Source organism: uncultured Gimesia sp. (genome assembly GCF_963976445.1).
Taxonomy (GTDB): Bacteria; Planctomycetota; Planctomycetia; order Planctomycetales; family Planctomycetaceae; genus Gimesia.
The window spans coordinates 105,337-129,721 of sequence record NZ_CAXBKP010000002.1; the positions used below are offsets into that span (position 1 = coordinate 105,337).

The following is a 24,385-nucleotide window of genomic DNA, read 5'->3' on the forward strand; positions in this document are numbered from 1 at the left end:
ATCGTAAAGCTTATTGGGGTGAATCGTTCGGCTTTCAGCGAAGATTTGGCAAAGCAGAGACGAGGCTGCGCAGTTCAGTATACGGAAAATCATCCGACAGCCCAAGACTATCGACATTACGGACAATGGCATCGCAGTCATCATCAAGATACTCAAGGATTTCAAAGAAGTCGCGTATCGTGGGCGATACGGTATGTGACTCAAGCTCAGTTAGAACTTGCTTAGGATGTAGGATCGTAAGATGGGGCCAGACAGGGTAAATCAATGAATCGACGTTGCAATCATAGAATTCGCAATCGAGAAGTGTGGCTGACGAGAAGTCGCACGATTCTACTGCACCTTTTTTGCCATACTCGGGCAGATGCCCGAATCTGTTGTTGCTGTACCGTCCGCTGAATTTCACTCGTTCAATTCGGGCCTCGCACCAATAGAAGCCGTTAAGTTGTACGTTGGCTTTAAATTCACCGCCCACGAACGTTGCGCGTATGCTAAGAGCTCTGGCGGGAACGGAACTCTTAACGACGCAGTCCGTCAACACAACATCGACGCCAATTGCGTTGAACGTGCTCTTGTCGTCAATGACAAGAGTGGCTAATGAAAGTGTTTCATTCTGTAGGTTCATTTAAGGCATAACTATTGATAGATAGAATTTGATTCTGTCTAAATCTATCAGGATTTCTGCCTATTATCAACTGACGTAAGGTGGTTCGATGTTCTCTCCAGGGTGACAGCTATTACCCGGTCATTATTTTAAACGGTGTCTTTTAAAACGGTTGGTGTACTTGCTGTGTCGCAATCGACAAGTCCGTGAAATAATTGCAGTCCAAACGATGAGTTGTGGATCCCGAATGGTCTTCACCGTCCCCTGCTCTCGACGCGACTCACGGGTTGTTTGCTCACCAACATACAACGTCCCCAGCCGCGTGGGTGGTTCAATCGCTGCGTGGAATGAATGAGGAATCGATTTGAGTGCGAACGGAACGCAAAAGAAGTGGATCAATATTCCTTGTTATTTCTTCCGCTCTGGCTGCCGCCGTTCCAGGTGAGTGACTCCGCGTAAACTTCCTGGTTTATGTTCTCACTGACGAACGTCACGCGGCCGTCAACCCACAACATGTTCACACCGCCGGTGTGCCGTGAATTGGGCGCTGGCATCAAACGGTCAAATCCGCCGGCAGAATGCGAAACAGCCGCGTTGATTCCATAACGTTCCAGATTGGTTGAGATGATCTGCAGCGACGTTGGAAATGCCATGTCGTTACCGACAGACGATTCCCCTTCCAGCCAGATGCCGTCGTCACCAATGCCGAATGCGACTTGGCACACGCTGGTATGCCCGGAGACCGGGACAATGCTGTCGGAATAGATTACCGTCTGCGCCCAACTGCCGGCATACAGATTTTCTGTCATCGCAACCGTGTTCGACGTACCGTCGCCACCGCTGACGTACGAGAGGTTTACATGCCTGTCAGACCAGAACATTCCTGTCACCCATCCGCCGTCGGCTGTCTCCGTATTATGTCGGTTTGACGCGATGACACTAAACGGGATACCCGGATGGACATAACCAGGCTTTTGGATGAATCCTGTTGGGGTCGGGGTCCCGTTGTATGAACCGCGGCCCGTATAGCCAAAGTTGACCACGTAGGTCAATTGGCCCGGTACACCTGATGCCGAGCCGTCATCGGGACACGTATAAACAGGGATCGAGACGTTGCTCAAATCGAATGCCGGGTTATGCTTCAAGGATTCATAAACGTTACTCTGTTCGAGATACGGCAGCAGCGTGATCGCCCACGAGCGATACTCACCCGGGTCACCGGCGGGAATTCCAATCAACGGAAAGTCGCCGTCGTAAGTCGATGCAAAATTGTGTAGCGCCAGCCCTAATTGCTTCAGATGATTCTTACATTGAGCCCGTCGTGCGGCTGCGCGCGCCTGCTGAACCGCAGGTAAAAGTAGCGAGACAAGCATTCCAATAATCGCAATGACAACGAGCAGTTCTATCAGAGTGAAACCACTTCGACGCTGCAATTGTTTCCGACTTTCGTGACAAGATATCATTGATTCCCTTCCAAGTGCAATTCCTGACAATCCGTTTCAACACGACCCGACACAAACTGGGGCTGGCCTGGAAAACGCGAATCGTCGTCATCATCCAGGCGTCCTGCCTTGAGTTACCCATGGACGGCTGACGCCAGCGGCCCATTCAATGCCCAGTAACTAGAACAAAGGCTTAGTGCGGACTGTACGAAGGGGCAGGTGTGAATGCAAGCCATCGGCTTTGCAATTCATCCTCCTGTGAGTTGCACCATAATTTCCCGTTTCCGGGGCTCGGAATTTGGAATAACTGACCAGCAGGCCAAACGGATTATGGAGCTCATTCTGAAACAGGTCTCCTGTGGGACAGAACTCAGCATTGTTCAAGCAGGGATTCCCGCAGTCATTCCTACTGAAGCCTGCTATCTCGGCTGGCAGGAGTCGCTGGCGTTTCTGGCAAGTCTGGTTGAACCAGAGATTCCCGACTAGTGCTTTGTCAAGCTAGGAATTGAGGGTTGGGGGTGTTGTTTACGTGCTCCGTTGTCGCACTCTCGTAATATCTATCAACCCCAAATTTAAACATGACACTCCACTAGTCAATGCGGCTGGTAAATCTCTTTTAGATTCAGCCCGCTAAAACGCGTTAGGCGGAACGGGGCCTTTGCCGGTGGGGTTGCTGATTGCTTTGAGGATGAGGGGGCTAATGTTTTTATTCAGAAATTTTCCACTTCCATCAACGAATATGACTGTAGCCCCTTCACCTGAAGGACTGCCAAAACGGTCAGGGCCGCCGTTAAGTCCTTTCGCAGGGTCGCGCATGTTTTTGGTTGATCCCCAGGCAGGATAGTTCGCGTTAATCTCACCCATGAGTATTGTATTTGTTATCCGCCCTGCTAAACCGATAGTGCCGATATTGGCAGACTTATTGATTCCAAATACGTGTGGATTTGCTGCGTAGTGAGACAGGGCATATCCTTTTGAATTCGTTAGGGGGTCGTGAATTTCAGGATTGAGATAAGCGGGGATCATCGTTTTGAAAACGTGCTCATTTTCAGGTGCAGTCCACGGCTTATCATAATTGATCTGTTCTGCCAGTATGCCTTGTTTCATAAAAGGGAGAATGGTTGTCATCCAGCCATGTTGTGGATTTCCGGCCTGGTCTGTTGTGCCTCCCATCGGAAAATTCCCTGCCGCACCAGAACTGTAATTGATGGCTGCGAGGCCAATATGGCGAAGCTGATTTATTGCGCGTTGTTTCGCGACTGCTCTATTTAAAAGAGTCACAAAATGAACAGCGAATGCCGTAATAAGAACGACGATCAGCAGTATGGCTTTATGATCTAGAAGCCATCGCGTGATAGATTTCTTATCTTTATCCGGAGCCATCTCGTTGGGGGCGTTCATTTCAAATCCCCTTTCCTCGCAAGAGATTCTAATCTGTGCTTCAGAGCCATCGATTAATATGAGTCTGTTTCCATTATAGGAAAAAAATAACGCGGGCCAACAAGAAACTAGAAATGTCCTGCGGAATGAATGTTAGCCAGTATATGAGCTTATAAAATCAAACTCATCTGGAATGACAAATGCGGTTGACAAAAAAAAGTGACCGAGCAAGACGTCTTACCCGGTCACTTCAAGTCGCAAGTCTGTTCGAATTACAGAGCATTGGGGTCAGCAGAAACGGCGTCGATGAGCTCGTTGCCATCAATGATTTGATAATTCCCTTTTTCAATACAATTGACGGGTCTGCCGGACTCGTCCAGCAGGAAGCGGTTCTCATCTTCGACTTCATAAAAGCCGACTCTCAGGTCGTACTCGTGATGGACTTTTTTGTAACTCGTGATATGGATGGTTTCGCCTGCTCCCGTTACAGCAGTAAAAGCTTTATCTTTCCGGACAATCATTTTAATCTCTCTTCTCGGTAACTCTTTATATTGTTGGTCAAGGTAGATGATTTGATAAAGTGCCTGCTGGCAAGGCTTAGGAACTTGCCTTGCCGTTTCAATAATAGTTTACTATCGACATGAACACCGGGTAGGTTTAGTTCAATATGGGGGAAATCCCCCAGTCGCGGTCTCCACGCTTGTTACACTTGCTGTAACCGCCAAAGAGGTCGCAGCCTTTGCAGTGTGAATCATGTGGTGGTAAGATGTTTACTGGAAACGACTTGAATGAGGGATACCACTGCAGAATAATATATTTAAATTGTTGCGTAAATACTATCATGGACCACAGGCATGCCGGGGGATAAACCGGGCAGTCTGCCTCATGAAATCAGTTGAGATTGAACAGCCGAACCAATTCAGGTGTGTGAATGACAGAGGTCGATTCCAGTGATGCCGCGATGTATGAGTTTCGCCTGCCCGTCCCCGGACAGGCGACGGTACTCAGTGGTTCTGGTCAAGATGACTGGCATGCAATGATGTTGTCTCATTGTGTTGCTTTGAGACGTTTATTGACAGCCTGTTGGTGTCTGATACGATCAGGGTGATTGAGCAATGGAACTCCCCTGCTCTCTGACAGGGGAATTAATGATAAGGAAATGACGTCAATGATCAGTACCGCCGAAATTAGCCTGTATCCGCTTCAGGAAAACTATAAATCCCTGATCAAGGGATTCATTGCCAAACTGCAGGGCTATTCGGATCTGCGCGTGACGGCGGGTTCGACCTCGACTTATGTTGTGGGGGACTATGATCGATTGATGGAATGCATGACCGAAATGATGCGCTGGAGCCACGAAGAACAAGGCAAAGGCGTGTTTGTGGTCAAGTTTCTGCTCGGGTATGATGCAAAGTAGCTCATACTAAGATGAGTCCTCATTTCTCATATAGGACCGTAAGGCTCAAGTATAATAGATTTCATATAGTAAAACGGTCTAAGGATTCACAGATAGAATGGAACCTGTTCCTGATGTCGTGCGGCATCTGATTCATTATTCGTGCCACCTGCTGGTGCCGTTTTTGATTGCGCGGCTGTTCTGGAAAGAACACTGGGTGCAGGCGGGGTTGATCATGCTGACGACGATGCTGATCGACGTCGATCATCTGCTGGCCGATCCCATTTTTGATCCCAACCGCTGTAGTCTCGGTTTTCACCCGCTGCATAACTGGTGGGCTGCCGCCGTTTATGCCGTCTTGTTGTTCATTCCCTCCTGGAGATGGCGGGCGGTCGCCGTCGGCTGCTTATGGCATCTGGCGACTGACGGAATTGACTGTCTGCTCGGTGGACATTGTCTGTTTTGCTGAACCTTCAATTGTTATTTGATTTCAGTAATGCATCAATATCAGACAGCTTCACACGAAAGACTTCGGTTTGGACTTTGCCGCGGGAGAAGGCGATGTAGAGATAACCATCGTGTTCGATGACGTGCGGGTATTGCAGGCTGGCGATGCCCGCGCTGAACTTCTTTTTTAGTGATACGACCTCTTCAGGTAATTCATCCGGCGATGGGATCTCCAGTTTCGCCAGGCGGGTGAAGGTTTTGTTGTCGGGACTGACGGCCAGATAGAGTTCGCGGCGGTTGACGGCGGGATGTGCGTTGAGGACGAGGACGCGATAGCCATGGCTGGTTGGTAGCGAATAGAGCTTACTGCTGGAGTTGGGGAAATTTGAGAGCACAGGAGATTTCCAGGTACGTCCTTCATCGTTGGAAGTGGAGAAGAACAATCGCTGCGAGCCGCCGTTGTCTCGGAAGAGTGCATACAGGCTGTTGTCAGGCAGGACCCAGAAGATCGGTTCATCGGGGCGAAAACCTTTGACCTGTTTGACGCCGACGACGGGGAAAGACTTCCAATCGTTGAGCGCTTTGACGCCGCCAATCAGCACGCTGACGTTAAACCGGGAATCGCGACGGGTCAGGATCCAGTTATCTGAAGGGAGTTTCTGTGGTGGGAAATTGTTGATCGCATTGTCATACAGTTGTCCCTCATACACCCATTTATCTTGCGCGGGTTCCCAGCGATAGGCGACCAGTTCCAACTGCTTTTTTGCTGGGGGTCCGAAGGCACCGTGTCCCTGGTATTTTGCTGCCAGTGTCAGGAGTTTTCCATCTCGAATCCAGAGACCGCGGGCGATGAACGCGTTTGGTTTCTCGGGAGTGCCAGTGACCGACTTGGCTTTGCTCCAGTGCAGGCCATCGGCGCTGGTGGCGTATTTGATTTCCTGTGTTGGTTCGTCTTCGATTCGTGGGCCGTCGCTCCAGATACACCAGAACTTGCCGTCATGATGAATCAGGTAATTGTGCAGATTCAGTCGCAGGTCGCGCAGGTCGACTTTATTCGATTTCTTTGGATAAGGGCCGAGAGCAGCCGGATTGATGATTGTGTGCTCGCCGGTCAGACGTGGGAGTTTGGAATAGTCGATCGCTTTCACATCGGTGCCGGAACCGGGCAGGTTGAGGACCGGGACCGGCGACGTAGATTTATCAGCGGCATGGGAAGGAGTATTCAGAAGTAGCAGAGTCAGAACAGTGAACAGTGTGTGTAAGTGTTTTCTCATGGATTGGGTTCCTTTATTTTGAAATCACAGGCTGATGTTTCAGGACCTGGCCGTCTTGGGCCAGTTGGTTTTGCAGTTCGTGAATTGGAATGTTCCGGGGTAAGCACTGGTGTTCGATCGCCAGATGTGCGGCGACGCCGGCGGCTTGCCCGAGGGCCATCCAGGTTGGTTCCATGCGGATCGAAGAAAACGCAACGTGCGTGGTCGATGCGGCGACCGGAACAATCAGTCCGTCAATTATTTGTGGAATTATGATCCGGTACGGGATTTCGTAGGGACGTGTGATGTGATCGAGCATGCCGAGGTAACCTTCGAGTACGATCGTGTCGCCGGGTTGACGTTTGCGACAGGGAAAGCTGTCGATCGGAAATTCACCAACAGCGATGGTATCGGGAAACGTTTCGGTTTCACTCTCGTTGATCCCCTGCTCCGGTTGATGGGTGATGTGCCGTTCGGTGAGGGTGAATTCGCCAACCAGCCGACGTGCTTCACGGATGTAAAGCTGAAACGGAAAATGACCGTTGTCGGTGAATTCATCTTTCGGCAAGTGATACTGATTGGCGAGTGCTCGTTGTTCGGCCGGAATTTGTGCGTCTTGTTGCAGAAACCAGAGCAGTCCCAATGTCAGATTGCGAATGCGTGTGCAGATTTCCTCACGGGTCGCGGCATCGCCGGTCAGGTAATCGCGGTTCTCTTCCGGAAAGGGGAAACCGAGCGGGCGCGGGTTGATGTTCACGTCGGTTTTCTGATTCGGAAGCGGCGTGACACTGAGTGCGCGGACCAGGGTGTTAAAGTGAGCCGGTTCGTAGCCGCGTCCCGGTTTGAACGAAGTCGGCCCTGCGAGTCGTCCCGCGTCGAGATCGTCGAAGTACCCCAGATAGTGGGTACGGTTATAATTAGGGGGCGGCTCTATTATCGGGGCTGCGTTCGCGGGATCAGTCGTCAGGCAGAGCCGGTATGTGTAAGCGGGCAGCCGATCGTCTCCCCTGCCCGTACTGCCGGGAAGAAACGTTTGCTGATGGTAGTCGAAGTAGACTTCACCGGCGTGTGGTTCATGAAAATCATCGCGGGCTTCGCGACCCAGTCGAAATTCAGCACCGGCGGCAGCGAGCAGATCGCCTTCGTAGGTCGCGTCGATGAAGGCGTGTGCCCGGATGGTTTTTCGTTCTCCGGTTTGGGTTTGAGAAACGCTGATTTCTGTTAGACGCTTCTTAATGCTAGTCGCGGATTGAAGACGGTGATTTTTGAGCAGCGTGATCTGGGGTTCTGCTGCGAGCATCTCCTCGAAGATCGTTTCTGCGACCGAGGGTTCGAAGAAATATCCGTTCTGGCAGAGCGTTTCATTTTCTGAATCGGGACCAGTTTGATTGAGGTAATACTGGTGGATGCGATTTGTAAATTCCTGAAACAGGCCTCCGATGAGGTCACGCCGTTCGACGTCGCTTTTGCCGAGACCGCTGGCTGACATGCCGCCGATATGGGCTTGTGGTTCGATCAGCAATACTGAGCGATCCAGGCGGGCCGCCGCGATCGCAGCCGCAATGCCGCCGGGCGTGCTGCCAAGAATGGCGATGTCTGTCTGCAGTGGTACGTTCATGATTTCTCCTTCAGAGTCCAGACGGTCAGGCCGTGAAGTTCACGTGGATTGGTACCGCGGAAGAGACTCACTACAACAGCGATGAAGATGAACGCCAGATTGACGAGGAGACCGACCCAGTAGGAATGAATGGGGAGCGTCCAGTCTTCTGGTAGCCAGCCGCCGGAACTGAGTCCGAGGTAAAGATTGACGACGACGGCGCCGATCAGTCCGATGATGGCGGCCGTGTTGTCGATGCGACGGGTGAAGAAACCGAGCATGAACAGGCCAAGCAGACAGCCGCCGAAGACCGAGGCGATGATCCAGCTTAAGTCGTTCATGCTTTCCTTTTCGATGGAACTGAAGAAAATCGCTCCGGCGATCATCAGAATTGAAGCGAGGATCGCGATCAGTCGTGCCATGCGGAGATAAAAGCGATCGTCGCGGCCTGGAGCGAGCCAGGGTTTCATTAAGTCGACTGTCATGACGGTCGAAATCGAGTTGATTGAGGAATCGAGGCTCGACATGGCAGCGGCCATCACTCCCGATATGACCAGGCCGGCAAGACCCGCGGGAACCTGCGTCAGGATGAACCAGGGAAAGATTTCGTCGGCCTGAAGACCTTTGACTCCGGGATCGGGATGGATCTGATAGAAGACGAATACAGAGGTACCGATCAGGAAGAAGAAGGACCAGGTGAAGACGGCCAGAATCGAATATAGGGTAGTTGCTTTGCGGGCTTCGCTGAGGCTGCGAGCCGCGATGAAACGCTGGACGACGTTCTGATCGCTGGAGTAGATCGTGAGCCAGTTGATGATGCCTAATAGGGAGACCGTCCAGAAGGTGCGTTCGGTGAGATTGAAGTCAAACGAGCCGACGTTGAATTTGCCTTGCGCGGCGCCGACCTCGAAGACCTGCCCCAGACCGCCGGGAAGTTGCAGAACGATGATCGTGAAACAGAGTATGCCACCGAGCCAGAGGACGATGGTTTGAATAACGTCGGTCCAGATGACGGCTTCGATGCCGCCGGCGATGGTATAGAACGAGATGAAGATGCCGACGCCAATGATGACGAGTCGAATGTCCCAGCCGGTAAGCAGACTGACGGGGATTGAAACCAGAAACAAGACCTTACCCAAGCGGATCAATTGCAGCAGGATGAAACTGAGCGTGCCATACAGTCGCGGGATGGTGCCAAAGCGATCGCCAAGATATTCGAACGCGCTGGTGGTATTTCCGCGACGGAAAAACGGAATAAAGACAATGATGGCCAGGACGGCGACCAGTGGCAGAGTAAGATTGGAAATCAGCTGGCGCCAGTCAAGTGCATAGGCGGCGGCTGGAAATGCCAGAAAGGTGACGGAGCTGATGGACGTGCCCAGCATGGAGAGGCCGATGGCCCAGCCAGGAAAATTACGATCGCCGAGAAAATAGTGTTCGGTCGATTGATTGCGACGCGAAAACCAGATGCCCATGCCCGCCATCAGTGTGAGGTAGACGACGATCACCACCAGGTCAAGGGGGCGAAAGTGGACCGAATTTATTAGGAGCACATTTGTCATAATGAATAATCCTAGCGTTCGACTCGCTTGCAAGGAATGTCGGAATCGTTTATTTATTTGTCAAAAACGATCATTGGGAAAGAGGCAGCTATGGGAGACTCTTTGCGGTATATAGCCAGTAACCAAGTGCGGTTTCATCAGGAATTGCACCTCCGGCCGCGGCGGATTAATCATTATCGATTTCTATTTGTGGAATCGGGGTGTGGGGAGTTTCAAATCTCCGGAGAGGAGTTTGCGGTGCAGTCCAGCTGGCTGGGACTGCTTTCGCCGGGGCTGCGTGAAAACCGGTATTCGAAGCGGAAGCCTGTGTCGTATCTGTTTGTGGAATTCCAATCTTCGGAGCGACTGACTGATCAACGGGCTGTTGAGTTTCGGGAACAGGAACCACAGAGATCGGCGCTGATTGGTTTGTTGAAAACGATCCACGTACAACGAGGCGACCCGGATGGTTGCCTGCTGGCGGCTGCGGTACGGTTGATGTTTCCTGAAGCAGAAATAACTGATAGTCCCCCGTTGGATGAGCGTTTACAGATAATTAAGCGTCTGATCGAAGCCGCGCCGGATCAAAATTATCGGATCTCGGAACTAGCGGAAGCAGCGGGTTTATCAGAGCCTCACCTGCGGCGACTATTTCGTACGCAACTGGGGATGAGTCCCAAGCAGTTTTTGCGACGGGCGCGAATGGAATTTGCGCAGCGGCTGATGCAGCATGAGGGGCTTCGCGTGGGAGAAGCCGCGCATCTGCTGGGCTTTGCGAGTGTCTTTCAGTTCTCGGCACAGTATCGCCAGGTAATGGGGCATCCCCCTTCGGATGATCGGGGAACGGGATAGTGTTAGGATTCCACTGCTTTGCTGATTCTCAATGCAGACTCAGGGATATTCTGTTATTCTATTTCTTTGTTGTTGAAGCATTTGCGTGGTGATATTTCGGAATCAGACAGGTTGAGCATGCTTAAGAAATTAACCAATGGTTTCATCGTTCTGATCTTCATTTTGCTATTACCGATCATCGTAACTGTTTCCCTGATTCAGGCTCAACGTAAAAAGCGAAAGATGAGAAAACTGGCGGATCAGTTTGTCTGTCTGAAATGTGGTGAAGTCATCGGGGCTGAGGCGCTGGGGCTGGCAGATGAACGCTGGTCTGAGATCGTTATGAAGATCATATCTGAGAGTGCCCCAGGAACCAGGCTGCGACTGGTTCGGGCGATGGATGCGATCTGTCCGCACTGTGGTTGTATTTACCTGTATCGTGCGGCAGAACAAACGTTTGTCGTGCGGTCTAATATCCCGGAATGGCAGGGATTTACAGAAAAACTGAATACAGAGGGGGAATCATGACCATCTCCTCCCGCACGCCTGAAGGTTTACCGAGCCACTGTCTCCTGTGCGGAGCGGATGTCGCACTTGAATATTCTGTGCCTGCTGGGGATGCCTGCTGTCCATAATGCGGTTGTCTGCTCTGGGCTGCGGAGCAGATTCAGGAAACATTGGTCAAGCGACAGGACGAACTGATAAGCACGGTTTCAGGCAAACGGACTCTAGCCAGGAACTGGGCGGTTGGTCTGGTCTGACAGGGAAGTAACGCCGATGGTGTTTTTCCGTGACCAACTTTTAAAAAGTCGAGTACCAATTTCTGAGGGAAAATCGTAAACAGGTCTCGCAGTTCTATTTGCAGGGAAATACTGTTGTTTGGGGGGGATTGATCCTCTGATTCTTGTATTTCCTTTCATCCTGTTTCTGGTTGCTCTCGTTGTTAAGAGATGTGTGCCTGCGGAGGGGCTGCGTGTCTCTGTTTTGGTGAGTTAAAAGCGTTTCGGAACCTGTCAGAGGTGATTGCCTCTACTTCTGAAAAATATGTGTGATAATATACAGTTATGTTGTATGATGTGATGTGAATGTGCATCAGTAGAATTGAAGCAGAAAGAGACGAACCATGAAGAAAGAAGAACTCGCTTTTATCGGCTGCAGGCTACTGGGTCTGTTTTATCTTGTGAATGCCCTGTATGCCGTCACGACTTTTACCTTGTTTTTTGTTTCCTGGAAGACCAATCAGGTAGAGCTCACTTTTCCTGAAACCAGTATGATCTATTACCAGTTGGTGCCTTTTGTGTTTTATGTGCTTGCTGGCTGCCTGTTGTGGTTTGGTGCAGTGAAGATTGTCAATCATCTTCTGCCCGGAACCACCATCGACAATGGGCTGAGATCGATGACAGCGCTACAGGTACAGTCGGTTGTCTTTTCTGCAATTGGTCTTCTTGTATTATCGTTGACGATCCCTGAAGTCGGGAGCATTCTGTTCAGAATTGCCCAATGGGATAGCTTCAGTCATTATTCCCAAATGCCAGTGGAGTTTAAGGCACAATTCTTTGGGTTGATCTGCCGTATGGTTCTGGGTGTGTTTCTCCTATTCGGCTCAAATGGGTTGAGCAGCTTGCTGGTTCGGCTTCGTGCTGCAAAATTGAATTGACGGTGTCTTCGGCGAGGTCAGGGAGACTCTATCACATGGCGTCAGGTGTTTGTTAAGATGTCTATGAGAGACTGGGGAGAGAGACTGGGGACACATACTATTGGAAATTGAGTCTGGAATTGTGTGGGAGTCTAAAGAAGTTTTCCGTGTGATTTGAGTTTAGTGAGAGATCGATCACAGGCAAAAGAGAGTTGGTAAGTGCGTTCGTCAAATTTTCTATTAAAATGGGAAAACGGATAGATGAATCAAGATGGTATTGAGGTGCTTGAGCAACAGCAGTCGTACAAAGCCTTGCCTGATATCAAAATTGTCCTTGAACTGATCAGCAAAGGTGGTTCCCTCCACGAGACCCTGACGACTCTGGTAGAGTATATTGAAGCGAGCAGTCAGGAAATGGTCTGTTCGATTTTATTGCTTGATGCTGAAGGCCGACTCAGGCACGGTGCTGCTCCCAATCTGCCGGTTGACTACATCCGCAATATCGATGGTTCTAAAATTGGTCCCAACGAGGGGTCGTGCGGTTCAGCCGCTTTTCGGAATCAACGAATCGATGTCTTCGATATCGCCACTGATCCATTATGGGCCAACTACAAGGGCCTGGCGTTAAAGCATAACCTTCGTGCCTGTTGGTCCGCGCCGATCCGTTCCTCGACGGGGAACGTGTTGGGGACGTTTGCAATCTACTATCACAAGCCCTGTAAACCCAGTCCCTTTCACCTTCGTCTGATTGAGCAGGCTGTCTATCTGGCAGCGATTGCTATTGAGCATTCCCGGTTCGAAGAGAGTTTGCAGAAAAGCGAACAGGAATCTCATCAGTTACGTGTTCAACTGACCGAAGCGATCGAATCTCTGACTGAGGGGTTTGCGTTATATGATGGCGAAGACCGACTGGTGATGTGCAACTCCAAATACCGCGAGATCTATCAGGAGAGTGCAGATCTGCTGGTCCCCGGTCAACGGTTTGAAGATCATGTTCGAATTTCAGCTCAACGCGGACAGGTTGCAGAGGCCGTGGGACGTGAAGAAGAATGGGTACAGGAGCGGCTCAAGCAGCACCAGAATCCGACTGGAAGCTTGCGGCAAAAATTGGGAAATGGCCATTGGCTACTGATTTCGGAACAAAAGACTGCTGAAGGAGGGATCGCAGGTGTTCGAACCGATATTACCAAGCAGGTCTTATATGAAGAGGAGCTGCGTACTTCGATTAATCTGATTGAATCCATTCGTAAACTCCTGGCTCATTACATTACCGATTCAAATCCGGATAAAGTGTTTGAAGATCTGTTGCAAACATTACTGAATACTTCCGACAGCGAATATGGATTCATCGGAGAGGTCCTGGAGACTGAAGAGGGCCTCCCGTGGTTGAAGACGCGCGCAAGTATGAAAGTCTCCCGGGGTGAGGAATTACCGGCGGGCGACACGGGGCCGTTATTCCCGGCACTGGAGTTCTTTCATCTGGATAGGTTGTTTGGTCAGATGATGACTTCTGGAGAGGCGATGATTTCGAATCAGCCAGCGGAAGATGTTCGGCTGGGGGGGCTCGTGCCCAATCATACTGTTGACGATATGGACTCGTTTCTGGCACTGCCGATCTATTCCCAGGGGGATTTAATCGGTATCGCGGGGATCGCGAATCGGCCATCAGGATACGATGAACAGCAGGTAGATTTTTTAAAGCCTCTACTCGTCACCGGCGGGACATTATTAAGTGCCTATCGAAATGAGGTCAGTCGTAAAAGCAATGAAAACGCTTTACGGATTTCAGAAGAACGTTTTTCAAAGATCTTTCATCTCAATCCCATCGGAAAGGGGATTGTCGATTTGAAGACTGGTAATCTGCTGGATGTGAATGAGTCTTTTCTAAAGACCACACAGTATACCCGCGAAGAGGTCATCGGAAAAACGATGAAGGACCTCAACATGTATACCGATCCAGCGAGTTGGGGGGAAATCGTCAGCAGCGTAGGTCAAAACGGGCTGGTTTATAATCAGGAGACCGTGCTGCGAGTCAAAAGTGGGGAAAAGCGATTTATTGATTGTTCCGCCTGGTTGATCGAAAGAGCCGAGGAACCATTGCTGCTGCTGATGATTAAAGATATCACAGAGGAGAAACAGGCCAACGAACTGAACAGACAACTGCAGATTCAACTGCAACACAGCCAGAAAATGAAAGCCATCGGGCAATTAGCGGCCGGAGTGGCCCACGAGTTCAATAACATTCTTGTCGGCATCAATTTGAACGCGGAATTGATGCAGCTGACACCGGAAGACGAAATTCCGGAAGGGTTTCGAGAGCCCTTAAAGGATATCCAGAAGTCAGGCGAACGTGCTGCAGAACTAGTGAAACAGATGCTCGCGTTCGGACGCAAGAAAGAGCCGAATACTTCGTGGGTTGATCTCAATCTGCTGATTTCAAATAACCAGAGCATCGTGCAGCGAATACTGGGTGATTCGATTACTCTGAATTTGGAACTGGGTCCGGATACCAAATCTGCCTGGGCGGATGAAGGTGAGATTGAACAGGCTCTGATGAATCTGGTTGTCAATGCCCGTGATGCCATGCCCGCAGGAGGGACACTCAGCATCAGTACTCAGAATGTGGAATATTCCAAGGCCCCTGTGTCCAGTGAATTGCACCGACTTCCCGGCTCCTACTCACAATTATCGGTCAAGGATAATGGCTGCGGGATGTCTCCTGAAACGGTCGAACAGATCTTCGAGCCTTTTTTCACGACCAAGCCGGCTACAATGGGGACCGGCCTGGGCCTTTCCACGGTATTTCGTGATATTTCCAATACGGGTGGTTTTATTTCCGTCGAGAGTCTGTTGGGTGAGGGAACCGAATTTCGGATCTACCTGCCTCAGATTCAGGGCAATTCAGTCATAAGTAAAAGGGAAGAAATCACAGCTTCTAAGACTCCCACTTTGGGGAGTGGCGAGACGATTCTCGTCTGTGATGATGAAGCAATGGTTTTGTCTGCAGTGGCTGCTTTGGTTAAGGCTTCTGGTTACTCTGTCATCAAAGCATCGGGGCCGCAGGAAGCGATTCAGGCTGCCAGCTCTCATGAGGGAAAGATCTCACTGTTGTTAACCGATTTTAATATGCCAGAAATGAATGGACAGCAACTGGCAAAACAACTGAAAGAGCTGGATCCTGAGCTGAAGGTGATTTATTTGACTGGCATGGCAGGAGACGTTCCGGAATCAAGTGAGGGAGCCCACGTTGAAGTGATCCAGAAGCCGACGAAGATGGAGGTTTTGTCTCAGAAAATTCGAATGGTTCTCGATCGCAGTCAATGCGAGAACTTCTAATAGAAAATGATGACCATGGAATAGGCCGGCAGACTGAGACTTTGTTATTTCTCTGTGTGCTACGAGCGAACCTGTTCTGGTTCAAAGTTGTCCTCAGTTTGTCATGAGAGTCTCTGGCTGATGCATCAGTGGCTGTCGAAACATCAATGGCTGAGTGAGGAAACACGGGAATGCCTGTCTGGGATGCGGATCAATATTTGAAATTTCAACGGGAACGGACACAACCGGCTGTTGATCTGGCGGCTCGGATACAGCTCGAATCTCCCGGGCGGATTGTGGATGTGGGCTGTGGTCCCGGTAACAGTACGGCTGTGCTGGCGTCACGATTTCCGGAAGCAAGACTCAGCGGGTTAGACAGTTCTGCAGAAATGCTGGAGACCGCACAGGCTTCGAATGCGGAGGTCAACTGGTTTCAGGCGGATGTGACCACCTGGGAGCCGGAAGAGAATTTCGATTTGATTTTTTCGAACGCAGTGCTACAGTGGGTGCCCGATCATCAAACGGTATTTCCTCGGCTGGTGCGTTTTCTCAATCCCGGTGGCGCACTGGCAGTGCAGCTGCCGGCGCATTATGGTTCTCCCCTGCACCAGTGTGTGGTTAACGTCTCTGAGCTTCTCCAGTGGAAAGACGCAACGGCAAATGCGCGTCAGAGGCTCGCGACGGGATCGCGGTCGTTTTATTATGATCTGCTGGCACCGCTCACTACGAAGATAGACCTGTGGGAAACCGAGTACATTCATATTATGGAGAGTGCGGAAGCAATTCTGGAATGGTTTCGGGGGACGGGACTCAGGCCGTACCTGGAAGCGTTGGCTGACGATGACCAGCGGTCTCAATTTGAACAGGAACTGCTGGCGCGATATCGGGACGCTTATCCGATTCAGCAGAATGGTAAAGTACTGTTTCCGTTTCGAAGGTTATTTATTGTGGCGTATCAGTCAAACTGAAATCGAGATCCGAGAAGTGGCTGTTGCTATGAAACGGGTTGACAATCTTCTTTTGTTTATTGGGTGAATATGATGGCGTACCTGATTTTCTTCTTCTTGTCGCTGCTATGGGTGACAGGCAGTTACGGTGTTTACCGATGTGGTCTTAAGGCTGGCGGTATTGGGATCACTGCAATCGTCTATTTTGTCTTTATAGCGAGTTATGTCGTCGGGTTATTTCAAAATATTGGCCTCTATAATACGGGGCAATATTCCACGTGGCTCCTGTTGACGTATCTGTTGGTAGCAACGATGATTTGTTTTTATCTGGTGCTTTTATCATTGATTACGGGCAGCCTGATTCAAACATTGAAATCCCGGGAAATCAGCAGTGAACTACGAAACGCTCGAATGTGATGGCTACGAACGACTGCCGAAGGTTTTCATCAGGCAAGATCTTTCGACATGGGAACAGGAATTGGATACAGCGCCTGCGGACAGTTTTCGCGAGCGGAAAAATGGAACCCGATTTGCGATTCGAAATGTGCATCTGCAGTTACCAAGATTGAGGCCTCTGCTGGAACAGGGAAGACTCTTTACGTTAGCGAGTGAAGCCCTGGGCGGGACGGCGGAACTGGTGAATGCCACGTTGTTTGATAAGCTGCCGGGGGCGAACTGGTTTGTGCCGCCGCATCAGGATCTGTTTATACCGATTGCCGGCAGCACCGATGATCCGCGTTGGACAAACTGGTCCACCAAAGCAAGTGTCCAATATGTGGAACCGCCCGTTGATTTCCAGCGGGAACTATTGGCAGTACGGATTCACCTGGATCAATGCCCAGAGAGAAACGGGGCGCTGGAAGTGGTGCCGGGTAGTCATCAGGATCGGCTGAGTGAAGCAGCGGTTGCACTAATTGAAGAAGAGTCGTTTGAACTCTGCCCTGCTGGTCTCGGCGATGTGCTTTTGATGCGCCCCCTGCTCGTCCATCGCTCCCGATCAGCAAAATTGCCACAGCGACGACGCGTATTGCATGTGGTCTATTCGGCCGCCAAGTTGCCGGAGGGGCTGTGGTGGACATGACCTTTGTTCGTCTTGAATCGTCTCGCGGACGTTTGTTCAAGTCGTCACAGCAGCTTCCGCTTCGAGTGTAATCGGCACGCCTTTAAAACCCGGTGTTTTCGAGAGTGGATCGACGGTGTGTGGGACGAGGATGTTGGCCTCGGGGTAATACATCAGCGTATTGCCCGCGCGGATGTCGAATTCGCGGACCAGAATGTAGGGCATCTCCCCTGCTTCGCTTTTGACTTTGACCCGTTGGTCGGGTTTGAAGCCGAGGCGGTCGATGTCGGCTCGGTTCATCAGGATCACATCGCGACGTTCCTGGCCGCGGTAGAGGTCTTCTTCATCGTAGACGACGCTGTTGAACTGGCCTTCCGAGCGGATCGTCATCAGACGCAGTTGGTGTTCATCAGTGGGAAGATCGGGAAGCGGGATGGCGTGGAATTTGGCTTTGCCGCTTTCGGTAGGGAATTGGTATTCTTCAAAGGCGCGGCCGGTAACGTGGAATTCTTTGTTTGACTGGATCGTTTCTTTCAAATTCTCGTAGCCGGGTATCAGATCGGCGATCAGTTCGCGGATGGCGGAGTGGCTTTCGAGTTTTTTCCAGTCGATGCGGTCGTCACCCGCGAAGAGTTTTTGACCGATGGCCGCCAGGATTGAGACTTCACTACGCGGACCCTCGAATCGAGATGGGCCGCCATCACTCATGCGGACGTAGCTAAACATCGATTCCTGCGTTGTGGATTGCGGTTCTTCATCGCGGGGGAGAACGGGCAGGATTAAGGTTTCCTTGCCGGTGCCCCAGACGTGCCCTGTATTTAATGTGGTCGAGAGATACATCGTCGTTTTGATGCGGCTCATGGCTTCGAGCGCATATTTCGTATCCGGGTTGCTGCCATACAGGTTGCCGCCGAGACAGAAGGCGAAATCCATTTCTCCCCGGTGTGAGGCTTCCATGCAGGCCATCGTGTCGTAGCCGGGAGTTGTGGGGATCTTAATGCCGAGTTGACTTTCGAAGCGTTCGAGCATCGCCTGTTTCATGCCGGGTGTGACGCCGACGGAGCCGAGACCCTGCACGTTACTATGCCCGCGGATCGGCATCAGACCTGCCTTGCGACGGCCGACCATGCCTCTGAGGAGGGAGACATTAACGATGGATTGCACGCTGTTCGTGCCGTGCAGGTGATGCGTGATACCCATGCACCAGCCGATGACGACGTTTTTGGCGGAGATATATTGATCGGCAATTTTCTGAATGGTGGCTTTATCAACGCCGCTTTGTTGGACGATGTCGTCCCAGCTGGTGTTCTCGGCCTGTTGTTTGAAGGCTTCGAAATTTTCGGTGTGTTCGGTAATGAAGCTGGTGTCATGCGCGTTACGTTCGAGGACTTCTTTCGCGATACCAGTCAACAATGCGAGGTCACCACCAATGTGGGGTTGCACATACATCGAGGCGATGCTGGAACCGAACAGCAGGCTACGGACGTCACTGGGGACTTTGAAATTGACCAGCCCGAGTTCTTTGACGGGATTAATGACGATAACTTTCCCGCCCCGCCGCCTGATTTCCATGAAGGCTTTCATCAGACGTGGATGGTTGGAAGACGGGTTGGCACCGATCAAGATATAAAGGTCGGTGTGTTCCAGATCTTCGAGACGGATGGTACCGGCTCCGGTGCCGACACTGGAACCAAGGCCTACGCCGCTGGCCTGATGGCAGTAGAATGAGCAGTTGTTGACGTAGTTGGTGCCCATTAATCGGGACAGCATTTGGAACAGAAAACCGGCTTCGTTGGAGGAACGGCCACTGGCATAATAGAAGGCGCGTTCGGGGCCGGCTGCTTTCAGACGGTCGACGACGAGGTCGATGGCGGCGTCCCAGGAGATGGGTTTGTAGTGGTCTTCACCGGGAGAAAGTAATAGTGGTTCGGTGAGGCGGCCGCTGTATTCGAGTTTACGGGAGGAAAAGGAACGTAACTGGTCGAGGTTGTATTTCGCGAAGAAATCACTGGCGACCGCAGGTTGCATATCGGACGACATGGCCTGGAACGATTTTTTGCAGACTTCCGGGAACAGTCCTGCTTCATTCACCATGCCCCCCTTCTGGCCGCCCATGCCGACGGCACAGGTTTTACAGGCGTTTTTGGTACGCATGGCTTTCCAGAGTTTCCACCAGCCGACTTTATTTGCCAGTGTCAGACTATATTTGATTGCTTTCCAACCGCCGCCGCTACGTGGAGCTTTCACGTTTCGCCTTCCTTTGTTGTTCATCAGGAGCACACTGCAGTGAACCGTATCTGTATCGTCTTCTTCGTCTTCAAGTATTTTTCATACTTTAGACAAAAACTGCAACTATCAGGGTTTAAGTCGAGTATATCCAAATGAAAGTGTGCAATCAATGTGGGAGAACCGTAATCCGTACAGTAGGGCTTGCGGGGCTTTCCAGCGAGGTGATAGAATAATAATCCCTATCTTTATCGGTTCTGGAGGAAGGATCACTTCATGATTCGTGGTTATTTAAAAGTTCTGTGTTTACTGATTCTCGTATCTGGTAACTCTCTCACGGCGAATGAAAAAGTGGAGCCAGTTAAAACTGGGACGCTGACATTTCATCTGCCGACTGTGGATGGCAAGATTGTCGAGCTCACCGAAAAACCGCAGCAGAAATTGACGGTAGTTTGTTTTCTGGGAGCCGAGTGCCCGCTAGCCCGACTTTATGGGCCGAAACTGAATGCGATGTCGGCAGCGTATGAGTCACAGGGTGTGCGATTCATTGGTGTGAACAGCAACCAGCAGGACTCGCTGGAAGACGTACAGAAATACGTCAAACGCTACGAGATCCGGTTCCCGATGGCCAAGGATTATAACAACAAAGTCGCCGACCAGTTTGCAGCAGTGCGGACTCCCGAAGTATTTGTTCTGGATGAGAAGTTAAACGTGAAGTACCGGGGGCGGATTGATAATCAATATCTGCCAGGCATTTCGCGGGCGGAAACAACGTCGCACGATTTAAAGCAGGCGCTCGATCAAGTACTGGCTGGTAAACCTGTCGAAGTCTCAAGTACGAAACCCAATGGCTGTTTTATTGGTCGTGTGAAACAGACAGAGGTGACAACCAGTCTGACATTTTGTAAGGAAGTGGCGGCTGTCTTGAATCGGCATTGTGTGGAATGTCATCGTAAGGGAGAAATTGGGCCGTTTGGATTGACCGATTATGATGAAGTGCGTGGCTGGGCCGACACGATGCTGGAAACAATAGACGACGGCCGGATGCCTCCCTGGCATGCGAGTCCGAAGTATGGTCATTATGCCAATGCGCGGTTTATGTCTGAGGATGAGAAAAAAATTCTACGTGACTGGGTTGTGGGCGGGATGCCGTTTGGTGATGTGAACGATATGCCGAAGCCTCCTACGTTTCGCGATGGCTGGCATTTACCTAAAGTTCCTGAAGCCGTGTATGAAATGCGGAAGCAACCGTTTGTGGTCCCGAAAGAAGGCGTGGTGGAATACCAGTATTTCGTGGTGGACCCAGGATTCAAGGAAGACAAGTGGATCACCGGAGCACAGGTGCTGCCCGGCAATCGGTCGGTGGTACACCATGCAATTGTATTTATTCGTCCGCCGGATGGCTCGGATTTTCGAGGCATCGGCTGGTTGACAGCATACGTGCCGGGACAGCGGATTAATATGTTGCCGCCAGGACGCGGTCGTAAAGTTCCCGCGGGTTCGAAACTGGTGTTTCAAATGCATTACACACCGACCGGATCGGTTCAGGAAGATGTATCCAAAATCGGACTGCTTTTTGGTAAAGAAGAAGAGATTACGCATGAAGTCTTCACGCTGATAGGCATTGATCAGGAATTTGAAATTCCGCCAAACGCAAACGATTTTCCGGTGTCCGCGAAAGTTCACCGGATCCCGCCGCAGGCCGAACTGTTGGCGATTGCCCCGCATATGCACTTGCGGGGAAAATCGTTTCGACTGTTTATGAAGCAGAAAGATAAATCTGAGATTCTGCTGGATGTGCCGAACTATGATTTTAACTGGCAGCATATTTATGAGTTGAGCCAGCCGATGAAACTGGACTCTATTGATTCACTCGAATTTACGGTCAAGTTTGATAATTCGAAAGAGAACCCGTTTAATCCTGACCCGAATGAATACGTAACCTGGGGAGATCAGACCTGGGAAGAAATGGCGATTGCGTTTTTTGAAGTGGCGGAACCTCGAAAGAAGAAAACGGATGCCAAACCGAAGGCGAAGAAACCAAAGAAATCGAAGGCGATCCTTGAAGCAGAAGAAAAGCAGCGTGTTGACAAGTTGGTAGCTGCGTTCATAAAGCGGTTTGATAAAAACGAGGATGGGCAAGTCGAGTTGGACGAAGTTCCGCTTGCAGCGCAGAGATATGGAAGAATTCGGGACCGCAATGGAGATGGGCTGATCCAGAGAGATGAAATTGAAGGACTGGTCAGGTAGGTATGTCGGGGTTGGTTTTCATTTCGCGCCGGTTGATCTCAAACCTCTTCATTGCTTAAATTGACTGCTGACAGAAAGTGAATCGCGAGTGTCTCGTACGTTTAATCGATGTTCGGTCTGGATGGTTGACCATCCCCTGCTGGTTACCTTGTTTATTCTGCTGCTCAGTGGGATCGCGATGCTGGGCTATACCATGCCGGAACAGGTTCGTGCCTGGTTTACGCCTGCGCCGGTAAAACAGGTTCAACAAGGTCCTGCAGGTCCGCCTGTGAAACAGGAACGGCCCCCGGATGTTTCTCCCATCAGTTTGACGGACGCCGATACGATTCTGGTGATCGATTCCGATGAGTTCTTTACAACGGACGGCGTGAAAGCACTGCGGGCGATCGTCAAAGAACTCGAGTCGCTGGATTATGTGCAGAGCGTGTTCTGGCTGGATGATATACCCAATCTGAATATATTTGGTTTGCGCGAACCGCTCATTCCGAATGAACGGGCTTCACAAAAACGCCTGGATGCGGCCAGAGAGAAAACGATCAACCATCCGCTGGTGGGTGGGCAGTTGCTCTCGGTGGATGGCAAGACTCTGCTGTTAATGGTCAAGTTTGACTGGTTATATGTGGTGGACGATGATGCCTGTACCACTGGTTTGAAGCAGGTGGCGCAAAAAGTCGCCGCACAATACCCAGGAGTTGATTTTTCGTTCATGTCGACTGGACGCGTGCCGATCTATCTGACCGCAGTACGGACGCATAATGCCAACAAAGTGAAATATCAGGTCATCGGCTACGGGATGATTCTGTTGATGGCGATTATCCTGTTCCGAGGGATCTCCGCTGTGATCATTGTGGCGCTGGCGCCGATGTTTGGTGTCTTCCTGACAATGGGCATCATTCAGTTTTTTGATTTTCAGGATAACCCGTTTAACGATGTGGTTTTGCCAGTTCTATTGAGTTTGGTAGGGCTGACGGATGGCGTGCATCTGATGGTGCAAATCAGGCGGCATCGGGCTTCGGGATTGAGTGGTCGGGATGCAGCCCGGCGTGGAATTCAGGAAGTGGGGCTGGCTTGTTTTTTGACTTCCGTGACGACGGCCATTGGCTTTGGTTCGCTTTCTCTGGCACATCACGATACGGTGCGCGAGTTCGGGTACAGTTGTGTAATTGGTGTGCTGTTGACGTTTATCGCCGTGATTACGGTGATTCCCCTGGCCTGTCGTACCTGGCTGGGGCGTTCGATTCATATGGGATACGGTAAAGGAATCATCGACCGTCATCTGGGACGGATCAGCGTGATTATTGATCTGGTTCTGAAACGGACGAAGCTGATCAGTTCACTGGGAATCGGGATTACCGCCGTCTTGATTCTGATTTCGTTAACACTCCGTCCCGATGAACGGCGGGCGAATATGCTGCCGGAAGGTTCGGAAGCAGCACTCGCTTTGAATCACATGGATCAGGCCATGGGGGGGCTGGAGCATTCGCGTGTGCGCGTTACCTGGAATGACCAAGTGGAATCCGATTCGCCGGAAGTCTTAATTGCGATTAGTGAAGTGGATGATTTGTTGCTTCAGGAGCCTTTGATCGGGCATCCAATATCGATTCGCAATATTCTGGGGGCATTGCCCGGTGATGGACCGCCGGAGGAGCGGATGTCGATGATGGATCTGCTGCCGCCGCCTTTGAAGCGTGCATTTTATACGCCAGAATACCATCAGGCAGAAGTCAGTTTTCATGTGCAGGATCTGGGGATTGCGAAATATGGACCGACTTTCACGCGGATTGAAGAGGGTTTGAAAACGATTGCTGTTGAGCATCCCCAGTTTCGATTTGAACTGATTGGTTCTGCGGTTTGGCGCTGGAAAAACCTGTATCAGATTGTGGTCGATCTGGCGACCAGTTTGGGAAGTGCGGCAATCATCATTTTGATTGTGCTGGCGATTGCATTTCGTTCATTAAGGCTGGGATTAATTTCGATTATACCGAATATGTTTCCGCTGGCTGTGACCGGAGCGTTCCTGGTATTTACCGGACAGGCTTTAGAGATCGTCAGCGTATGTGCGTTTACCGTCTGTCTGGGAATTGCCGTCGATGATACGATCCATTTCCTGACACGGTTCCGTGAAGAACAGCTGCTGGTGGATAATGATGAAGAGGCGATCCGCCGCGCATTTACGGGCGTGGGAACTGCACTGATCATGACAACCGTGATCCTGGTGGCCGGCTTTTCGACTGTGGTCTTCAGTGACATGCGAGACCAGCGGATCTTTGCTATCATGAGCGGCTTGACGATTGCCTCTGCACTGTTCGGCGATCTGGTCTTCCTGCCCGCGCTACTGGCTCAGTATGCGAAGCGATCGCAGGTGCCGGCGATGGAAGAATCGGAAGCGTCTGTTGACCAGCCGGTAGAAAAGACGCTGGCGCAGGAATAACATTCGACTTCTGAGGAGTTATCTCAGACCGT

At 50.9% G+C, this 24,385-nt stretch carries 21 protein-coding genes; 13 read left to right on the forward strand and 8 right to left on the reverse strand.

The window, feature by feature from the left end; genetic code table 11:
* Nucleotides 1-34: 34 nt before the first annotated feature.
* Both AAC022_RS02930 and AAC022_RS02935 read right to left on the reverse strand, forming a co-directional pair.
* Nucleotides 35-622 carry a hypothetical protein gene (locus AAC022_RS02930; protein ID WP_339727805.1) on the reverse strand — a complete coding sequence of 196 codons (588 nt, stop codon included), beginning with the start codon at nucleotides 620-622 and terminating at the stop codon, nucleotides 35-37.
* A gap of 374 nt (nucleotides 623-996) precedes the next feature.
* Nucleotides 997-2,064: a DUF1559 domain-containing protein gene (locus AAC022_RS02935; protein ID WP_339727807.1), complete on the reverse strand. Its 1,068-nt coding sequence runs from the start codon at nucleotides 2,062-2,064 to the stop codon at nucleotides 997-999.
* 204 nt (nucleotides 2,065-2,268) lie between these two features.
* Between AAC022_RS02935 and AAC022_RS02940 the strand changes: the two genes are divergently transcribed.
* Nucleotides 2,269-2,529, forward strand: a complete 261-nt coding sequence (locus AAC022_RS02940) for an SRPBCC domain-containing protein (RefSeq protein WP_339727809.1) — start codon at nucleotides 2,269-2,271, stop codon at nucleotides 2,527-2,529.
* A 144-nt stretch (nucleotides 2,530-2,673) separates the two neighbouring features.
* Here AAC022_RS02940 and AAC022_RS02945 read toward each other — a convergent pair whose 3' ends face one another.
* Entirely contained in the window at nucleotides 2,674-3,444 is a 771-nt protein-coding gene (locus AAC022_RS02945) for a DUF1559 domain-containing protein (protein ID WP_339727812.1), read from the reverse strand.
* Nucleotides 3,445-3,695: 251 nt separating this feature from the next.
* Nucleotides 3,696-3,944 (reverse strand): hypothetical protein, encoded by a 249-nt coding sequence (locus AAC022_RS02950; RefSeq protein WP_339727814.1) that lies wholly within the window; start codon nucleotides 3,942-3,944, stop codon nucleotides 3,696-3,698.
* A gap of 410 nt (nucleotides 3,945-4,354) precedes the next feature.
* On the opposite strand from AAC022_RS02950, the gene AAC022_RS02955 reads away from it, so the two are divergent.
* From AAC022_RS02955 to AAC022_RS02965, 3 genes are all read left to right on the forward strand, one after another.
* Complete coding sequence (locus AAC022_RS02955; RefSeq protein ID WP_339727816.1) at nucleotides 4,355-4,531, forward strand: hypothetical protein; 177 nt, start codon at nucleotides 4,355-4,357, stop codon at nucleotides 4,529-4,531.
* A gap of 60 nt (nucleotides 4,532-4,591) precedes the next feature.
* Nucleotides 4,592-4,840 (forward strand): histidine kinase, encoded by a 249-nt coding sequence (locus AAC022_RS02960; protein WP_339727818.1) that lies wholly within the window; start codon nucleotides 4,592-4,594, stop codon nucleotides 4,838-4,840.
* Between the two features lie 97 nt (nucleotides 4,841-4,937).
* Nucleotides 4,938-5,288 (forward strand): DUF6122 family protein, encoded by a 351-nt coding sequence (locus tag AAC022_RS02965; RefSeq protein WP_339727820.1) that lies wholly within the window; start codon nucleotides 4,938-4,940, stop codon nucleotides 5,286-5,288.
* A gap of 4 nt (nucleotides 5,289-5,292) precedes the next feature.
* Here the strand turns inward: AAC022_RS02965 and AAC022_RS02970 are convergent, their stop codons facing one another.
* The 3 genes from AAC022_RS02970 to AAC022_RS02980 are packed head-to-tail and all read right to left on the reverse strand — an operon-like array spanning nucleotide 5,293 to nucleotide 9,678.
* Nucleotides 5,293-6,540 carry an exo-alpha-sialidase gene (locus tag AAC022_RS02970; RefSeq protein WP_339727822.1) on the reverse strand — a complete coding sequence of 416 codons (1,248 nt, stop codon included), beginning with the start codon at nucleotides 6,538-6,540 and terminating at the stop codon, nucleotides 5,293-5,295.
* Between the two features lie 13 nt (nucleotides 6,541-6,553).
* Nucleotides 6,554-8,137 carry an FAD-dependent oxidoreductase gene (locus AAC022_RS02975; protein WP_339727824.1) on the reverse strand — a complete coding sequence of 528 codons (1,584 nt, stop codon included), beginning with the start codon at nucleotides 8,135-8,137 and terminating at the stop codon, nucleotides 6,554-6,556.
* On the reverse strand, nucleotides 8,134-9,678 hold the full coding sequence (locus AAC022_RS02980; protein ID WP_339727827.1) for a sodium:solute symporter: 1,545 nt from the start codon (nucleotides 9,676-9,678) through the stop codon (nucleotides 8,134-8,136). Before AAC022_RS02980 ends, AAC022_RS02975 begins: the two co-directional genes overlap by 4 nt.
* 90 nt (nucleotides 9,679-9,768) lie before the next feature.
* Here AAC022_RS02980 and AAC022_RS02985 point away from each other — a divergent pair, with 90 nt between their 5' ends.
* The 7 genes from AAC022_RS02985 (at nucleotide 9,769) to AAC022_RS03015 (ending at nucleotide 17,467) form a co-directional block, all read left to right on the forward strand.
* Nucleotides 9,769-10,509 (forward strand): helix-turn-helix domain-containing protein, encoded by a 741-nt coding sequence (locus AAC022_RS02985; RefSeq protein WP_339727829.1) that lies wholly within the window; start codon nucleotides 9,769-9,771, stop codon nucleotides 10,507-10,509.
* A 117-nt stretch (nucleotides 10,510-10,626) separates the two neighbouring features.
* Nucleotides 10,627-11,016: a hypothetical protein gene (locus AAC022_RS02990; RefSeq protein ID WP_339727830.1), complete on the forward strand. Its 390-nt coding sequence runs from the start codon at nucleotides 10,627-10,629 to the stop codon at nucleotides 11,014-11,016.
* A 595-nt stretch (nucleotides 11,017-11,611) separates the two neighbouring features.
* Nucleotides 11,612-12,145 carry a hypothetical protein gene (locus tag AAC022_RS02995; RefSeq protein ID WP_339727831.1) on the forward strand — a complete coding sequence of 178 codons (534 nt, stop codon included), beginning with the start codon at nucleotides 11,612-11,614 and terminating at the stop codon, nucleotides 12,143-12,145.
* Nucleotides 12,146-12,385: 240 nt separating this feature from the next.
* Entirely contained in the window at nucleotides 12,386-15,460 is a 3,075-nt protein-coding gene (locus AAC022_RS03000; RefSeq protein WP_339727832.1) for a GAF domain-containing protein, read from the forward strand.
* A 170-nt stretch (nucleotides 15,461-15,630) separates the two neighbouring features.
* On the forward strand, nucleotides 15,631-16,407 hold the full coding sequence (gene tam / locus AAC022_RS03005; protein ID WP_339727834.1) for a trans-aconitate 2-methyltransferase: 777 nt from the start codon (nucleotides 15,631-15,633) through the stop codon (nucleotides 16,405-16,407).
* Nucleotides 16,408-16,476: 69 nt separating this feature from the next.
* Complete coding sequence (locus AAC022_RS03010) at nucleotides 16,477-16,803, forward strand: hypothetical protein (RefSeq protein ID WP_339727836.1); 327 nt, start codon at nucleotides 16,477-16,479, stop codon at nucleotides 16,801-16,803.
* Complete coding sequence (locus AAC022_RS03015; RefSeq protein ID WP_339727838.1) at nucleotides 16,778-17,467, forward strand: phytanoyl-CoA dioxygenase family protein; 690 nt, start codon at nucleotides 16,778-16,780, stop codon at nucleotides 17,465-17,467. The genes AAC022_RS03010 and AAC022_RS03015 overlap by 26 nt, the downstream gene beginning before the upstream one ends.
* A gap of 36 nt (nucleotides 17,468-17,503) precedes the next feature.
* On the opposite strand, the gene AAC022_RS03020 is transcribed toward AAC022_RS03015, so the two are convergent.
* Complete coding sequence (locus AAC022_RS03020) at nucleotides 17,504-19,693, reverse strand: FdhF/YdeP family oxidoreductase (RefSeq protein WP_339727841.1); 2,190 nt, start codon at nucleotides 19,691-19,693, stop codon at nucleotides 17,504-17,506.
* A gap of 255 nt (nucleotides 19,694-19,948) precedes the next feature.
* Between AAC022_RS03020 and AAC022_RS03025 the strand changes: the two genes are divergently transcribed.
* Both AAC022_RS03025 and AAC022_RS03030 read left to right on the forward strand, forming a co-directional pair.
* Nucleotides 19,949-21,922 (forward strand): redoxin domain-containing protein, encoded by a 1,974-nt coding sequence (locus AAC022_RS03025; protein WP_339727843.1) that lies wholly within the window; start codon nucleotides 19,949-19,951, stop codon nucleotides 21,920-21,922.
* 88 nt (nucleotides 21,923-22,010) lie between these two features.
* Nucleotides 22,011-24,353 (forward strand): MMPL family transporter, encoded by a 2,343-nt coding sequence (locus AAC022_RS03030; protein ID WP_339727845.1) that lies wholly within the window; start codon nucleotides 22,011-22,013, stop codon nucleotides 24,351-24,353.
* Nucleotides 24,354-24,385: the final 32 nt, after the last annotated feature.

Bases quoted from the DNA above. Each gene is read 5' to 3' on its own strand.
- AAC022_RS02990 (WP_339727830.1), top strand. From the start codon at position 10,627: ATGCTTAAGAAATTAACCAATGGTTTCATCGTTCTGATCTTCATTTTG.
- AAC022_RS02960 (WP_339727818.1), top strand. From the start codon at position 4,592: ATGATCAGTACCGCCGAAATTAGCCTGTATCCGCTTCAGGAAAACTAT.
- AAC022_RS02975 (WP_339727824.1), bottom strand. From the start codon at position 8,137: ATGAACGTACCACTGCAGACAGACATCGCCATTCTTGGCAGCACGCCC.
- AAC022_RS02995 (WP_339727831.1), top strand. From the start codon at position 11,612: ATGAAGAAAGAAGAACTCGCTTTTATCGGCTGCAGGCTACTGGGTCTG.
- AAC022_RS02985 (WP_339727829.1), top strand. From the start codon at position 9,769: ATGGGAGACTCTTTGCGGTATATAGCCAGTAACCAAGTGCGGTTTCAT.
- AAC022_RS02945 (WP_339727812.1), bottom strand. From the start codon at position 3,444: ATGAACGCCCCCAACGAGATGGCTCCGGATAAAGATAAGAAATCTATC.
- AAC022_RS02955 (WP_339727816.1), top strand. From the start codon at position 4,355: ATGACAGAGGTCGATTCCAGTGATGCCGCGATGTATGAGTTTCGCCTG.
- AAC022_RS02950 (WP_339727814.1), bottom strand. From the start codon at position 3,944: ATGATTGTCCGGAAAGATAAAGCTTTTACTGCTGTAACGGGAGCAGGC.
- AAC022_RS02970 (WP_339727822.1), bottom strand. From the start codon at position 6,540: ATGAGAAAACACTTACACACACTGTTCACTGTTCTGACTCTGCTACTT.
- tam (WP_339727834.1), top strand. From the start codon at position 15,631: ATGCCTGTCTGGGATGCGGATCAATATTTGAAATTTCAACGGGAACGG.
- AAC022_RS02930 (WP_339727805.1), bottom strand. From the start codon at position 622: ATGAACCTACAGAATGAAACACTTTCATTAGCCACTCTTGTCATTGAC.
- AAC022_RS03025 (WP_339727843.1), top strand. From the start codon at position 19,949: ATGATTCGTGGTTATTTAAAAGTTCTGTGTTTACTGATTCTCGTATCT.
- AAC022_RS02980 (WP_339727827.1), bottom strand. From the start codon at position 9,678: ATGACAAATGTGCTCCTAATAAATTCGGTCCACTTTCGCCCCCTTGAC.
- AAC022_RS02965 (WP_339727820.1), top strand. From the start codon at position 4,938: ATGGAACCTGTTCCTGATGTCGTGCGGCATCTGATTCATTATTCGTGC.
- AAC022_RS03000 (WP_339727832.1), top strand. From the start codon at position 12,386: ATGAATCAAGATGGTATTGAGGTGCTTGAGCAACAGCAGTCGTACAAA.
- AAC022_RS02940 (WP_339727809.1), top strand. From the start codon at position 2,269: ATGCAAGCCATCGGCTTTGCAATTCATCCTCCTGTGAGTTGCACCATA.
- AAC022_RS02935 (WP_339727807.1), bottom strand. From the start codon at position 2,064: ATGATATCTTGTCACGAAAGTCGGAAACAATTGCAGCGTCGAAGTGGT.
- AAC022_RS03010 (WP_339727836.1), top strand. From the start codon at position 16,477: ATGATGGCGTACCTGATTTTCTTCTTCTTGTCGCTGCTATGGGTGACA.